The sequence below is a fragment of the Streptosporangium sp. NPDC002544 genome, from assembly GCF_040295965.1.
Lineage (GTDB): Bacteria > Actinomycetota > Actinomycetes > Streptosporangiales > Streptosporangiaceae > Streptosporangium.
This window is the reverse complement of sequence record NZ_JBEOWJ010000046.1, coordinates 62,069-76,251: the sequence shown is the minus strand read 5'-3', so window position 1 is coordinate 76,251 and position 14,183 is coordinate 62,069. Positions and strand designations below refer to the sequence as shown.

Annotated in this window: 12 protein-coding genes; 2 read left to right on the top strand and 10 right to left on the bottom strand. The window is 69.0% G+C overall.

The features are described 5' to 3' along the window. From ABT061_RS43210 to ABT061_RS43190, 5 genes are all read right to left on the bottom strand, one after another. A partial coding sequence (locus ABT061_RS43210) for a tryptophan 7-halogenase (RefSeq protein ID WP_350929290.1) occupies nucleotides 1-536 on the bottom strand: 536 nt, incomplete at its 3' end. A gap of 44 nt (nucleotides 537-580) precedes the next feature. Next, on the bottom strand, nucleotides 581-934 hold the full coding sequence (locus ABT061_RS43205; RefSeq protein WP_350929288.1) for a hypothetical protein: 354 nt from the start codon (nucleotides 932-934) through the stop codon (nucleotides 581-583). 22 nt (nucleotides 935-956) lie between these two features. Beyond that, nucleotides 957-2,042, bottom strand: a complete 1,086-nt coding sequence (locus ABT061_RS43200) for a cytochrome P450 family protein (protein WP_350929286.1) — start codon at nucleotides 2,040-2,042, stop codon at nucleotides 957-959. Nucleotides 2,043-2,647: 605 nt separating this feature from the next. Further along, complete coding sequence (locus ABT061_RS43195) at nucleotides 2,648-3,826, bottom strand: globin domain-containing protein (protein WP_350929283.1); 1,179 nt, start codon at nucleotides 3,824-3,826, stop codon at nucleotides 2,648-2,650. Between the two features lie 64 nt (nucleotides 3,827-3,890). Next, on the bottom strand, nucleotides 3,891-4,319 hold the full coding sequence (locus tag ABT061_RS43190) for an RrF2 family transcriptional regulator (protein WP_350929281.1): 429 nt from the start codon (nucleotides 4,317-4,319) through the stop codon (nucleotides 3,891-3,893). Between the two features lie 329 nt (nucleotides 4,320-4,648). On the opposite strand from ABT061_RS43190, the gene ABT061_RS43185 reads away from it, so the two are divergent. Next, nucleotides 4,649-7,171 carry a serine/threonine protein kinase gene (locus ABT061_RS43185; RefSeq protein WP_350929279.1) on the top strand — a complete coding sequence of 841 codons (2,523 nt, stop codon included), beginning with the start codon at nucleotides 4,649-4,651 and terminating at the stop codon, nucleotides 7,169-7,171. Nucleotides 7,172-7,330: 159 nt separating this feature from the next. Here ABT061_RS43185 and ABT061_RS43180 read toward each other — a convergent pair whose 3' ends face one another. From ABT061_RS43180 to ABT061_RS43160, 5 genes are all read right to left on the bottom strand, one after another. After that, complete coding sequence (locus tag ABT061_RS43180; protein ID WP_350929277.1) at nucleotides 7,331-8,734, bottom strand: cellulose binding domain-containing protein; 1,404 nt, start codon at nucleotides 8,732-8,734, stop codon at nucleotides 7,331-7,333. 23 nt (nucleotides 8,735-8,757) lie between these two features. Beyond that, entirely contained in the window at nucleotides 8,758-10,053 is a 1,296-nt protein-coding gene (locus ABT061_RS43175) for a beta-N-acetylhexosaminidase (protein WP_350929275.1), read from the bottom strand. 57 nt (nucleotides 10,054-10,110) lie between these two features. Then, nucleotides 10,111-10,941: a carbohydrate ABC transporter permease gene (locus ABT061_RS43170; protein ID WP_350929273.1), complete on the bottom strand. Its 831-nt coding sequence runs from the start codon at nucleotides 10,939-10,941 to the stop codon at nucleotides 10,111-10,113. Then, nucleotides 10,938-11,927 (bottom strand): carbohydrate ABC transporter permease, encoded by a 990-nt coding sequence (locus tag ABT061_RS43165; protein ID WP_350929271.1) that lies wholly within the window; start codon nucleotides 11,925-11,927, stop codon nucleotides 10,938-10,940. Before ABT061_RS43165 ends, ABT061_RS43170 begins: the two co-directional genes overlap by 4 nt. Nucleotides 11,928-12,021: 94 nt before the next feature. Then, complete coding sequence (locus ABT061_RS43160; protein ID WP_350929268.1) at nucleotides 12,022-13,308, bottom strand: extracellular solute-binding protein; 1,287 nt, start codon at nucleotides 13,306-13,308, stop codon at nucleotides 12,022-12,024. Nucleotides 13,309-13,445: 137 nt separating this feature from the next. Between ABT061_RS43160 and ABT061_RS43155 the strand changes: the two genes are divergently transcribed. Beyond that, on the top strand, nucleotides 13,446-14,180 hold the full coding sequence (locus ABT061_RS43155; protein ID WP_350929266.1) for a GntR family transcriptional regulator: 735 nt from the start codon (nucleotides 13,446-13,448) through the stop codon (nucleotides 14,178-14,180). Nucleotides 14,181-14,183: the final 3 nt, after the last annotated feature.

Here is a 14,183-nt window from a genome sequence, read left to right as displayed (position 1 = left end):
AGGTATCTGGCGACCTCGTCGGCGTCGAAGTGGTAGGCGTAGGGGAACTGGGCCCGCTGCTCGGCCAGGGTGGATCGGCCCAGCGGGCTGTCCAGCTCGGAGGCGAACAGCGACCCGTCGCGCATCCGCGGCGAGCGCTTGGCCTCGCAGAGCGCCGAGGTGATGAAGCAGGAGCGGTCGAACGGTTTGCTGCGGTCGCCCAGTTCGAGCCACCAGTCGGCGATGGAGAATCCGTCCACCACGCGCAGCCGCTCGAAGGGGTGGTAGAAGTACTCGCCCGCTGCGCTCCAGTTCTCGAAGCGGATGCCGAGCTTGTAGCCCCCGGCGCATTTCGGCAGCCAGTCGGCCTCGTCAAGACCGAGGTAGTCGAAGAAGTGCCGCACGGTGCTGAAGGTGGCCTCGCCGACACCGATCCGCTTCACCTGGGGCGATTCCACCAGGGTCACGTCGATCCGGTCGCCGAACGCCGCCATCAGGTAGCTGGCCGTCATCCATCCGGCCGTACCACCGCCCACGATAACCACGGATCGGATCATTAAAGCTCCTCAACATTCGTTGGAAAGGCCGGATCTCGGCCCGGTCAGGCCAGCTCGTAGACGACGGAGTCGGCGGGGACCCGCACGACGCGGGCGTTCAGGAACTTCCAGCCGCTCTCTTCGAACACGCCCTCCCACTCGGCGAGTGTGGGCAGGTAGACGCCCATCAGGTCATGGGCCGTCTCGAAGGCCAGCGTGAACACGGGCTTGTCCCGGTCGGGGATGCCGGTGGTCCGCGCCGTGTCGCCGAGCAGGAACCTCCGGACGTTGGGGAACGCCTCGCGCAGCCGGCGCAGCGAGGCCACGCACCGCTCTCGCGGCCAGAAGTCGTGGCCCATCATGAAACAGGTGAGCACCTCCACCTTCTCCAGGCGGGGGTCCGGAGCCAGGTCGCGCACATCCGCCTTCTCGTGCGGGTGATCAGTTCTCAAAGACCAGCGGCAGGTGTGCCGGGCCACGCATGATCAAAGACGGCGCGAACAGGACATCGCCCCGGGGAACGGCCAGCGACATCCTCGGAAACCGGCCCAGCGTCCTGCCGATGACGATCTTCGCTTCCAGGCGTGCCAGCTGTGCCCCCACGCAGCGATGAATTCCATGCCCGAACGCCAGGTGGCGCTTGTCTTCCCGCGATATGTCGAAACTGTCGGGAGCCGGATAGTGGGCGGAGTCCCGGTGCGCCGATCCGACCAGCAGCAGGATCGGCTCGTGCGCCGGTATCGTGACTCCCGCGATCTCCACGTCCGTGGTGGGAAAACGCCACATGGGCGATGCGGTGGGGCCGTCGTACCTGAGCACCTCCTCGATCGCGGAATCGATGAGCGTGGGATCCCGACGTAGCAGTGAACGCTGTTCCGGGTGGTCCAGCAGGGCCAGGAAGGTGCTTCCGACCAGGCGTATGGACGTTTCGTATCCGGCCACGATGATTCCGAACACCGTGGTGAGAAGCTCGTCCTCGTCGAGCGCCCCGGGGGTCTGGCTCGCTCGTATCAGATCGGACAGCAGGTCGGCGCCCAGGTCGTCTTTCTTCCGAAGAATGAGGTCGCCGGTATACGCGAGCATGGACTCGATGGCGCCGTGCGCCAGGTGACGCTCGGCCGGGTCGGCCGTGAACATCAGGTCTCCCCATTCCCGCAGCCTCGCGCGGTCGCCGGGCGGGGCGCCCACGACGTCGCAGATCAGCCCGACCGAGAGCGGGGTGGCGAGGTGGCTCATGACGTCCACGGGCTCGCCCGTCGGCACGGCGCCCAGGAGGGCATCCGTCATCTTCTCGATGGCCGCTTCCCACTGGGCGACTCTCCGGCCGCTGAAGGCCGCGGTCGCCGGCTTCCGCAGCCTCGTGTGGTCCGGCGGGTCCAGATTGACCATGGAGCGTTCCGCGATCGTCCCTGAGCCGAAGGCCAGCGAGGCTTCGGTGAAAGCGGGGGACGCGTTTCGATAGTCGCTGCTGAGGCGGGCGTCCGCGAAACCCTCCCTGACATCCTCGTACCTGCTGACCAGCCACACGCCGACATCGGTGAACGGAATGGTCGTCCGGAAAACGGGATGGTTCTCTCTGAGCCATCTGTAGGTGGGATAAGGATTCTGGAAGAAGTCCGGTGTGAAAACAGGGGGTGTGTTCATCCTGCCGGGCCTTTTCTCTACGGTCGTGCGGTACGGGATTTTTTGCGACGAACGCTCGATATGAAGCCGTGCCGATTAACCGGAAAGGGCGGACGGTGTTTCGGCAGGTCGGCTTCGAATCGTGTGGGGAGTTTTTTCTTCAGGGCTGCCGGAGGGAATATCCGCTGCTCCGGCCGGAGCAGCGAGACGCATCATCTCACCCTGCGCTGTCTTTGTGTCAATCCCTCGACGTCGAATATGGCCTGTGCCGCGGCGGGGCCGTTAACACCGGTTCCCTCCCCTCCGGGCTTGGCCGGAGGATGCCAAGACATTCTTAAGTCGATGCCAACTTCGAGCCCCGATTCTGTTGCCGATATATGAGACGACGGCGCCTGGAAAGGCGGCGGCGGAAAAGGCCGCGAATTCGATCCGCGGTGTCCCGGTGGCCGCCGCGCCGGCGTGCCGTGTCGACCGCCGGCGCCGAGCGTCCCCGTCGGCCGGGAGCGTGCTCAGTCCTGACCGAGCCAGAGGTCGGGGCCGAAGACCTCGTAGTGGACGTCGCGGGCGGGCACCCCGCGGCGGAGCAGGTCCGCGCGCACGCCGCGCATGAACGGCAGCGGGCCGCACAGGTAGGCGACGAGGCCGTCGGGCAGGTCGATCGCGCCGAGATCGGCGTACCCGATACGGGGCGCGGGGTCGCAGGAGCACGCGCCCGCCTCCTCGTACCAGCGGTGCAGGGTCGCGCCGGGCAGTTCGGCGACCAGCCGGACGAGCTCCTCGCGGTGGGCGTGGTCGGCGGGGCTCCGGTCGGCGTGAACGACGATCACCTGGCGGGTGGAGCCGGTGGCCACGAGGTGGTCGAGCATCGACAGCATGGGGGTGATCCCGATCCCGGCGGAGGCGAGCAGCAGCGGGGCGTCCCCCGGGGCCAGGGTCAGGTCGCCGTACGGCGCCGAGATGGTGAGCTCGTCCCCGGCCTGGACGTTGGCGTGCAGCCACCCGGAGACCTCGCCGTCGGGTCCTGACCCGCGGGCCCACCTGACGGTGATCCGCCAGTCACCGCGCTCGGGGGCGCACGACAGGCTGTACTGCCGGATCTGCCGTGCCCCGTCGGGCAGGGTGACCCCGACGCTGATGTACTGCCCGGGGGCGAAGGCGAGCGGGATCGACGGGGCGAGGGTGAAGGAGACGGTGTCCGGTGTCTGGCGTCGCCGCTCCAGGACCGTGGCGCGCAGCCAGGGGTCGCCGGGCTCGCGCAGCAGTCGCGCCTCCAGCGCGATCAGCGCGTTGGCCATCAGCCAGTAGACCTCGTCCCAGGCCGCCGCGACCTCGGGGGTGACGGCGTCGCCGAGCACGTCGGCGATGGCGGCGAGGAGGTACTTGTGCACGATCTGGTACTGGTCGGGGGTGACCCCGAGCGAGGCGTGCTTGTGCGCGATGCGGGAGAGCAGCGCGTCGGGCCGCTCGTCCGGCCGGTCGAGCAGCAGGGTGGCGAAGGCGGCGATCGACCCGGCCAGTGCCTGGCGCTGCGCCCCGCTGGCCTGGTTGCCGCGGTTGAAGAGGTTCCTCAGCAGGTCCGGGTTGTCGGCGAACATCGTCGCGTAGAACCGCCCGGTGATCTCCTCCAGGGCCCGCTGGACGGCGGGCAGCGTGGTCCGGACCGTCGTTGCCGATTCAACGGAAAGCATCTCTTCTCCTTTAATTGGTAAATGATCTTCATATTAAAATGCGTGACGAAAGGGAGGGTGGGTCTCAGGAAAGATTGATCAGCACCGGGCCGGTCGGCGAGGTGACCAGATCGTCCACGGTGAGCGGGTCGAGCGCCGCGTAGAAGGCCCGCTGGGCGTCGCGCAGTGCGCCGCGCAGGCGGCAGGCCGCCCGCAGCGGGCACGGGGTGTCGCCCTCGCAGGCGACCACCTCCTCCTCGCCCTCCAGCTCGCGGACCAGCCATCCCAGCGAGGCCTTACGGCCGAAGCCGGTCATCTCCAGCCCGCCGCCGCGCCCCCGGCGGGCGTCCACCACCCCCAGATGCTGCAGGCGTGCGATGGCCTTGGCCGTGTGCGTGTAGGGGATGGCCATGGCGTCGGCCACCTGTCTGGTGGTGAGGACCGTGCCGGGTTCGGCGACCGCCAGCCGCATGGTCACCCGGAGTGCCAGATCCGTGAACTTCGTCAATCGCACGACAGAACCGTAACAAATATGAATCTCGGTTACCGATTCAGGGGGGTGGTTTGGAGGGGGAGGGCAGGCACGGCCCGCGCCGGGGAAGGCGGGGGCCATATGGGAGGGAGAGGTCAGGGATCTCAGGGGTTGGGGACGCTGTCCGCCCAGGATGGAGGCGGTCCGGTAGCCGTACGGTCGGTGCCCTGCCGGTCGACAGCCCCCTCGTGGCCAGGTGTTTCCGCCGGCTTCCAAGTGAGGCACAAGTGGGCCCTGTGATCCTGAACTTTTGGCGCTGAGCCCGTACGAGGTCTCACGTGGGTGCTCATGACGTGAAGGAGGATGTCGTCATGCCGGACCTTGTGCCTCTGCGGCCCGGGGACCCCGAGAAGGTGCGGGAGTACCGGCTCACCGCGCGCCTGGGCGAGGGCGGTCAGGGGACTGTGTATCTGGGCGTCGCCCCCGCGGGGGCTCAGGTCGCGGTCAAGCTGCTGCGTGGTGATCTGGCCCAGAACAGGGAGGCGCTGGAGCGTTTCGTGCGTGAGGTCGACACGGCCCGGCGGGTGGCGACGTTCTGCACCGCCGCGGTGATCGAGACCGGGATGGAGGAGCAGCGGCCTTACATCGTCAGTGAGTACATCGAGGGGCCGACGCTCGAACATGTCGTCGGTGCCGAGGGTCCCCGTGAGGGCACGTCCTTGCACCGGCTGGCGATCGGTACGGTGACCGCGCTGGTGGCGATCCATCAGGCCGAGATCGTGCATCGTGACTTCAAGCCGGCCAACGTGCTGCTGGCCGCCGACGGCCCCCGGGTGATCGACTTCGGCATCGCCAAGGCCCTGGATCGCACCTCGTCCCTGACCTCGACGGCGATCGGCACACCCGCCTACATGACTCCCGAGCAACTCGCGGGGCAGGCCGCGGGTCCGGCCGCCGACATGTTCGCCTGGGCGGGCACGATGGTCTTCGCGGCCACCGGGCGGCCGCCGTTCGGTGCCGACAGCCTGCCCGCGATCTTCAACCGGATCCTCAACGCCGAGCCGGATCTGTCGGGGATCGCCGATCCGGCGCTGCGTGACCTGGTGGGGCGGTGTCTGGCCAAGGACGAGAGCCTGCGTCCGACGGCGGGTGAGGCGCTGATGCGCCTGCTGGGCCACGCCGGTCCGGGCGCGCAGGACGGTCTGGGCGGTCCGGGCGCGCAGGACGGTCTGGGCGGTCCGGGCGCGTCGCCTTTCGCCTCGGCCCCGGGCATGCTCGCCGAGGGCGTGGCCGCCGCGGCCCAGCGGACCGAACCCGAGCATCACCCCTACCCGGGCGGACCACAGACCGGGGCGCCGTACCGGACAGGCCCCCACCCACCCCACCAGGCCGGACCGGGCGGGTACGCGGCGCACTGGGCCGATCCGGGCGGATACCCGCATCAGGCCGGACCGGGTGGCTATCCGCCACACCAAACCGGGCCGGGCGGATACCCGCATCAGGTCGATCCGGGTGGCTATCCGCCGCACCGAACCGGGCCGGGCGGATACCCGCATCAGGTCGATCCGGGCGGCTATCCGCCGCACCGAACCGAGCCAGGAAGGTATGCGCCTCATCAAACCGGGCCGGGCGGATACCCGCACCAGGTCGATCCGGGCGGCTATCCGCCGCACCAAACCGAGCCAGGAAGGTATGCGGCTCACCAAACCGGGCCGGGCGGGTACCCGCCGCCGTACGGGGGCACGCCTCAGGGAGCGGTCTTTCCGGCCACGCCGGGGGCGCAGCCGTCCCCCGGCCGGAAAAGGCGCATGCGCCGGGTCTGGATCGCGTCCGGCGCCGGGCTCGCGCTCACGCTCGTCGCGGTGACGATCACAGTGGTGGTCCAGAACGGAACCATCCCCGGAACGGGCACCGGCTCGCGGGCGGCCACCAACCCCACCGTCAACCCCACCGCCAACCCCACCCTCACTCCTGCCCCGGCCGTTTCCGCGATCCCGCCCGCGGACCAGAAAATCAAACTGCCTGCCACCTCCATCACGATCCACGAGAGCGACAAGGACCCGATCAAGCTCACCTCCTACAGCGTGTGGAAGGGAGACGTCCGCCACACCTACGTCCGCAAGGCCGGTACCAACGGGTTCGTCAAGGACGAATCGCACGCCTACTACAGGCTGAACCCCGCCGGCACCCATGCTCTCGCCGTGAACCGCTACTACGACTCGGACAACTACGAGGTCGTCTCGATCGTCGACCACAAGACGGGGACGAAGAGCGAAATAAAGATCGCCAAGGAGCCGACCGTCTCGCTCTACCCGCGTTGGTCGCCGGACGGCACCAAGGGGCTGGTCACCCTGTTCGAGACGATCAAGAAGGACACCCGCGTCTACGGTTACGCGATCATCGACATCGCCACGAAGAAGGCCTCGGTCGTCCGGGTGAAGGAGAAGGACATCGGGGAATGGAGCTACTTCTGGCGGAATGACAGCCGGGCGGTCGGCAGCTGGGCGGTCACCAAGGACACCAATCGCATCCGCTTCTACGACCTGCGGGGCACCGTACTGCAGACCCTTTCCGACGTGGGCGATCCGGTCTGGGTCGAGGGTGACCATGTCAGCCCATCCGGCACGCTGATGGTCACGTACTGCGGGGAGACCGCGGAGATCTGCCTTCGGTCCACCGACGCCGACGCGAAGCTGCAGGTTCGGATCCCGTTCGCGACCGAGCGGATCCTTGGCTGGTACGACGACCGGCACATCGTGGCCTGGCGGAGGCAGAGCGCCGGCTACGAGGCGTTGGTGGTCGACTTCAAGGGCAAGGTGAAGCGGGTGCTCGCCGCCAGCACCGACGACAAGGAGTACGAGAACCAGATACTGAGCTACACCAGGGCCGGCTGAGCGGACGGACGCCGGGCCTCGACGCGAGGGGGCGCCGGGCGCGGTCGGTTGCCCGGCCCGAAGGTCCATGGAAGCGCCGGCGCCTGGGAAAGAGAAAGGGGCACGGCCCGCGCCATAGGCGGGCGCGGGCCGTGCGTCCTGGTCGTGCGGGCAGGGATCTCAGGGGTTGGGGACGGTGTCGACCCAGGAGGTGGCGGCGGAGCGGTAGCCGTTGACCCGGTTCAGCACCTCGGCGGGGGCGACCACCTCGTTCTTGGAGTGGTAGAACCAGTCGACCTGCTGGACGTAGTCGCGCGGGGTGGAGCTGCCGACCAGGCCGCCGCTGATGAACCAGAGGTTGAAGTTGACCGACTGCACCGTCTCCGGGTAGTAGATGCCGCCGTGCTCGGCGAAGAGGGCACCGTCGATGTAGTACCTGATCTGGCCGCCGGAGACCTGGAGGACCAGGTCGTGCCAACCCGCGTAGCTCTGCCTGACCTCGGTGTGGACGTTCACCGCCTCCCAGGGCTCGTTGCGGTACGTCTCCCACGACGTGGTGTACATGATGTTGCCGGGCTCGCCCCAGCCGCCGTTGGGCAGGTACTCGAAGTCCTGCTCGCTGTAGTCGGGGTCCATGTCGAAGGCCAGGGGGGTGATCGTGAAGAAGGTCTGCACGACGTGGTCACCGTCGGGGCCGCTGACCGGGGCGTCGGAGAACTTCACCCGGGCCGCGTAGGTGCCTTCGAGGAACTTGCGCTGGTGCAGCACCTCCGACTGCTGGGTGCCCGCACCGGTGCCGTCGGTGACCGCCTTGAGCTGCAGTGCCTTGTTCGTGCCGGAGACCGTGGGGAAGGTCACGTTCTGCTTGGGCCAGGTCGCGCCGGGCACACCGGGACCGCCGCTGTTGGTGCGCACCGTCCAGTTGTGCGCGGTGAGGTTGGGGTCGTCGGCGTTGCCGTACGAGAAGTCGTCGAACACCACCCCGCTGCCCCCGGGGTTGGTGGGCGGGACCGACGGGGTCGGCGACGGGGACGGGTCGCCACCCGCGGGAGAGGTGCCCCAGACCAGGGCGCCGTTCTGGTAGACGGTGGCCTTGGTCCAGTCGCCGTAGGTCGTGCGGGCCGGGCCGAAGGAGTAGTCGTCGCTCTGGGTGATCTGCTGCCAGTCGGACCGGTAGAAGCGCAGCTGCAGGTCACCGGTCTGCGCCCCGGCCGCGAGGTTCCCCGAGGTGAAGCCCACCTCCAGGTAGCGGTCGGCGGTGGCCGTCCCGGGCGAGAGCGTGCCGAAGGCCCCGGTGACCGTGGAGCAGGAGACCACGGCCCACGAGCACGCGAAGCGGTACTGCGTCGCCCCGGAGTCCGTCTTGAAGTAGTAGCGGATCTTCACACCGCTCAGCGGCACGGCCGAGGTGCCGCTGTTGACCAGGTTGAACCACGGCTCGACCTGGTCGGCGGTCGCGCCGGTGGCGCTCGTCTTGTACTGGAGCCTGAGGGACTGCTGGGCGCTGGCCGGGTTCGCCGCGACGCCCACCAGGGCGAGCAGCATGGCGGACACGAGCCCGCCGAGTAACAGCTTTCTGCGCACGTGCTTTCCTTTCCTGGGTTGTGCTAGGGAATGAGCGGCCCACCACGGACGCCCTGGGCGCTGAGCCGGGCGAGGTGCGGGCCGAGCCGCCGGAGGAAGTCGGGGTAGTCGCCGGGCGAACCCCAGGCGACCTCGGCGAAGGCGCACATCCTGGGCAGGGCCATGAACTCGACCCGCTCGGGTGTGGGCATGTACTCGGTCCACAACTGGCACTGCACGCCCCGCGCGGCCGGGTCGGGTGCGAACGCGTAGGTGTCGGCCAGGGTGAGGACCCGCTCCTGGACCGTCGGTGAGTCCGACTCGGCCGGCTGCTCGTCGAAGGGGGCGGCCGAGGGGCGGTAGTCGAAGTACGTCCGGGTGTGCGGCGCCAGGATGATCTCGTTGTCACCACGGTCGGCCTGCTCGTCCCGCCAGACCATGACCGTCGTGCCGGGCGTCGGCGCGCGGTCGGGCTCGTCCCAGCAGACCAGCCTGCGCGAGTGTTTCTCCAGGTGGGCGGCCATCCGGCCGATGAACCAGGCACACGCGTCCCGCGGTCCGGCCAGCCCCAGCTCGGCCAGCCGCCGCCGCGCCGCCGGGCTGCGCTCCCACTCGGTGGTGGGGCACTCGTCCCCGCCGACGTGCACGTACGTGCTGGGGAAGAGGTCGCAGACCTCGTCGAGCACGTCCTGGCAGAAGCGGACCGTGGACTCCTCCAGGTTGAGGACGTGCTCGCTGATGCCCCACTCCGACCAGACCTCCAGCCGGCGGGACGGGTCGTTGCCCAGGTGGGGGTAGGCGGCGATGGCGGCCTGGGCGTGGCCGGGCATCTCGATCTCGGGCACCACCGTGACGAAGCGCTCCGCCGCGTAGGCGACGATCTCCCGGATGTCCTGTCGCGTGTAGAACCCCCCGCGCCGGGCGCCGACCTCGGTGAGCCTGGGATGGCGCTCGATCTCCAGCCGCCACCCCTGGTCGTCGGTCAGGTGCAGGTGCAGCACGTTGAGCTTGTGCTCGGCGAGCAGGTCGACGAGGCGCAGGACGAACGCCTTGGGCATGAAGTGCCGGGCGACGTCCAGCATCACCCCGCGCCAGGCGAACCTCGGACGGTCCTCGATCGTCCCGTACGGCACCTCGGGCCCCAGCTGGGCGAGGGTCCGCGAGCCGTAGAAGCGGCCGGCCGGGCCACCGGCGGTGAGTTCGACGCCCGAGGGGGAGATGTCGAGGCGGTAGCCCTCCTCGTCGAGGGACGGATCGTCGGGCATGAGCCGCAGCAGGTCCCGCCGGAACGCGACGGAGCCCCCGTCGACGACCACTTCCCGTGGCCTCGGAATGATCACGTTGGTCTTCCCTTCACGGCGCCCCGGAAGGGCGCGCCTGTGGACGGACGGTGGGACCTATCCCTTGACGGCGCCGGCGATCATCCCTGAGGTGACCCTGCGCTGCAGGACGAGGAAGATCAGCAGCACCGGCAGCATGAAGAGGGTCGAGGCGGCCATGGTGGCGCCCCAGTCGGTGCCGAAGACGTTGCTGAAGGAGGAGAGCCAGACGGGCAGCGTCCGGTCGTCCTGGTTCTTGATGATCAGCGCGTTGGCGAAGGCGAACTCGTTCCACGCGGTGATGAAGCCGAACAGGGAGGTGGACATCAGGCCGGGGGCGAGCAGCGGCAGGACCACCCGGCGGAAGGCGGCCATCCTGCCGCACCCGTCCATCAGCGCCGCCTCCTCCAGTTCGGGAGGGATCGAGGCGAGGAACCCGCGCAGGGTCACGATGGTGAACGGCAGCGTCGTCATGAAATAGATCAGGGTGAGCATCGACAGCCTGTCGAGCATCCCGGTGTCGCGGGCGATGATGAACATCGACACCAGCAGCGCCTCCCAGGGGGCCATCTGGGCGATGAAGACCATCAGGACGAACGCCCTGCGCCCGCGCCAGCGCATCCGGGCCACCGCGAACGCGGCGAGCAGCGCGACCACCAGCGCCAGCAGCACCGCGCTCGCGGTGACGGTGAGACTGTTACCCCAGAACGTCCAGAAACCGTCGGCGCTCACCGCGGTCGCGAAGTGCTCCAGGGTGGGGTGGGCGGGCCAGAAGGTCGGGGTCTGCGACTGGATGTCCCTGGTGGGTTTGAACGCGGTCAGCACCATCCAGTAGACGGGGAAGACCGAGACGGCCAGCACGGTCAGGGCCGCGAGGTTCAGCGGTACGCGGCGCAGCGGGACGGTCACAGGTGCTCTCCCTCGTGCTTGAGCATCCGCCGGAGATGGGTGATCAGGAGGGCGATCAGGATCAGCACGGTCAGGCTGGAGATCGCCGAGCCGAGGTCGTACCTGTGCAGTGACTGTGCGACCTGGAACGCGTAGACGGGCAGGGTGGTGGTGGCCTCTTCCGGGCCGCCCTTGCTGATCGCCCAGATCTGGGCGAAGCACTTGAACACCCAGATCACCTCCAGCGAGGTGATCAGGCCGAAGAGCGGCCGCAGGATGGGGAAGGTGACGGTGGTGAAGACCTGCCGCCCGCTCGCGCCGTCGATCCGCGCGGCCTCGTACAGCTCGGCGGGGATGGTGGTCAGGCCCGCGTACAGGGTGAGCGCGGCGAACGGCACGGACTGCCAGACGACCAGGGCGACCAGGATGGCGAAGGTGGAGGTGCCGTGGGCGAACCAGGTGTAGTCCCTGAAGGACTCGAACCCCAAGGTGACCAGCAGCCAGTTGACCACCCCCAGCCGTGACTGGAAGAGCCACTGGAAGATCGTGGTGGCGGCGAGGACGGGGGTCGCCCAGGTGAGCACCAGGCCGCCCATCACGGCCAGCCGCATCCTGCGGCCCAGCCGGGCGATCATCAGTGCCACCGCGGTGGAGACGACCATGATGAGGACGACGTTGACGGCGGTCCAGAGCAGGGTCCTGCGCACCACGGCCCAGAACTCCGCCCCCCCGAGCACCCGCGTGTAGTTGTCCAGGCCGACGAACGCCGCCCCGCCGCGGATCAACTCGCCGGTCCTGAAGTGCTGGAAGGAGATGACGACGCTGCGGACCAGCGGGTAGAGCAGCAGGTAGGCGGTGCCCGCCAGGGTGGGCGCGATCAGCAGGTAGGGCCAGAGGCCATTCAGCCGGGACGGCCGCGCGCCGGGTCGCGGCGCGGGCGGCGCGGGTGCGGTGGCGTCCCGGTCACGGGCACGCCGCCGGGGCGGGGCCTGGGAGGCAGCGGGCATGGCACTCCTCGGAGCGGACGGTACGGGGGGGGTGAGGCTTGCGCGGACCGGCACGGGTTGTGCGGACGGTGCGGGGAAGCCGGGTGGTCGGGTGTCAGGACTTGGTGTTGAGGATCTCGGCGATGCCCTGGTCCACCTTGGCGGCCTCGGTGGCGGCGTCACCCCCGGTGAGCACCCTGGTCAGATACTCCTTGATCAGGTTCTTGGCCTCGACCGCGGCCCAGTTGGGGGAGTTGGGGGTGGCGTGTCCACCTGCGGCGCCCGCCGCCATCGCGGCCGTCGCCTCGTTGCCGCTCAGCGCGCCCGCGAGGGAGACGCGGTTGGGCACGTAGCTCATCTCCTTGGCCATGTCGACCTGGAACTTCTCGCCCGCCAGTGCCTTGACCACCTGGTAGGCCGCCTCGTGGTTCTTCGAGGCCTCGGGGATGACCAGGTCGGAGCCGCCGGTGAACACCGCGCCCGGCCTGTCGGCGGTCTTGCCCGGGATCGGGAAGAACCCGAGCTTGCCCTTCAGTTCCGGATTGGCCTTCTCGATCGCCACCGCGCCACCGGGCGCGGAGATGAGCTGGGCGACGTCGCCCTTGGCGAAGACGTCGGCCTGTGGCGGCTTGGCCTCGTCGGAGTCCTTGGGGCCCTTGCCCAGCGCCTGGAGGGTCCGGTAGAACTCGATGCCGGCCAGCGCCTGGGGGGTGCCGAGGCCGCCCTTCCAGGTGCCGCCCTCGTTGACCGCGAGGTCGCCGCCCTCGTCCCAGATGAATCCCGCCAGGGTGTACCAGTTCTGGCCGGGCAGGTAGATGCCCTGGTCGCCGCCCTTGTTGAGGTTGGCCGTGATCTCCAGCCACTCCTGCCTCGTCTTCGGCGGGGCGGTGATGGACGCCTTGGCGAACAGGTCCTTGTTGTAGATCACCACCCGGTTGGCGGCGTACCACGGGATGCCGTACTGGCGCCCGTCGATCCTGCCCGGTTCGGCCAGGCCGGGCAGCCAGTCGCCGCCGCCCAGGTCGGCGACCTTGTCGGTGAGGTCCTTCACCCCGCCGCTGGCGGCGTACTCGGCGACCTGGGTGTTTCCGACCTCGATGACGTCCGGGGCGTCATTGCTGGCCAGGGCGCTGGTCACCTTCTGCCCGATGCCGTCCCACTCCTGGACCTGGATGTCGAGGGTGACGTCCGGGTGGGCCGCCAGATAGTCGGTGCGGAAGCGGTCGAGCAGGGCGTCGGAGAAGCTGTCCCGCATGACCCACACGGTCAGGTTCGTGGCGCCCTTCCCGGTGCCGGCCGAGCCGGGCGAGTCCGCGGAGGGTGACGGCTCGGCGGAGCCGCATGCGGTGAGGCCGGCGGCGAGTGTCAGCACTGCCGCGGTGGCGCGGAGGCGATGCCCCATCGGTACTCCCAGAGGTCATGTATTGGTAAGTAATTGGCCTGCTCCGCATAGGGTGGCTCTTACCAGTTCCGTCGTCAAGGCTTGTTTTTTCTCGGACGACTGGTAACAAATAGGTAAGGTCTAGGTAAGGTGGGGGCGTGACGCTAAACATGAGGTCCGGGCTCAAGCGCGACCGGGTGCGCGATGTCCTGCTCGACTTCATCGCCGACATGAAACCGGGCGAGGCGATCCCCTCGGAGCGGGATCTCTGCAGGGAGCTCGGAGTCTCCCGGCCCACGGTGCGCGCGGCGATCGACGATCTGGTCAGGTCGGGGCTGCTCGTCCGCGAGCGGGGGCGCGGCACCTTCACCGGGCCGCACCGGGTCACCCAGGCGCTGGCGTCGACGACGGGCAACTCGTTCTACGCGCCACCCGCCGAGGGCAACTGGCTCAGCCGCATCCTGGAGTTCGGCTCCGCCCCCGCGGGCGCGCGGCTCGCCTCCCGGCTCCAGCTCTCTCCCGCCGACCCCGTCCTGAGGGTCGTCCGGCTACGCGTCGTCGACGACGAGCCCATGGCGATCGAGCGCATCCACCTGCCGCACGCCCTGGTCGACGGCCTCGTCCCGGCCGACATGGAGTCGGGGTCGTTCTACCGATTCCTCCGGGAACGTTTCAACGTCGACGTCCGCACCGCGGTGCAGACGATAGAGCCCACGGTCACCGACGAGACCGAGGCCAAGTTGCTGCACGTCCCCCAGCACGCCCCGGCCCTGCTCTTCGAGCGCACCACCCGCGACGTCGGCGGCCGGATCGTCGAGTTCACCCGCTCGATCTACCGGGGCGACCGCTACCGGGTGACCTCGGAACTCTCCTTCAACGCCGACTCCGGCTGACCC

What these genes read in the sequence shown, in the direction of transcription:
- ABT061_RS43195 (WP_350929283.1), bottom strand. Translation starts at nt 3,826, where the DNA reads ATGCTTTCCGTTGAATCGGCAACGACGGTCCGGACCACGCTGCCCGCC.
- ABT061_RS43185 (WP_350929279.1), top strand. Translation starts at nt 4,649, where the DNA reads ATGCCGGACCTTGTGCCTCTGCGGCCCGGGGACCCCGAGAAGGTGCGG.
- ABT061_RS43165 (WP_350929271.1), bottom strand. Translation starts at nt 11,927, where the DNA reads ATGCCCGCTGCCTCCCAGGCCCCGCCCCGGCGGCGTGCCCGTGACCGG.
- ABT061_RS43160 (WP_350929268.1), bottom strand. Translation starts at nt 13,308, where the DNA reads ATGGGGCATCGCCTCCGCGCCACCGCGGCAGTGCTGACACTCGCCGCC.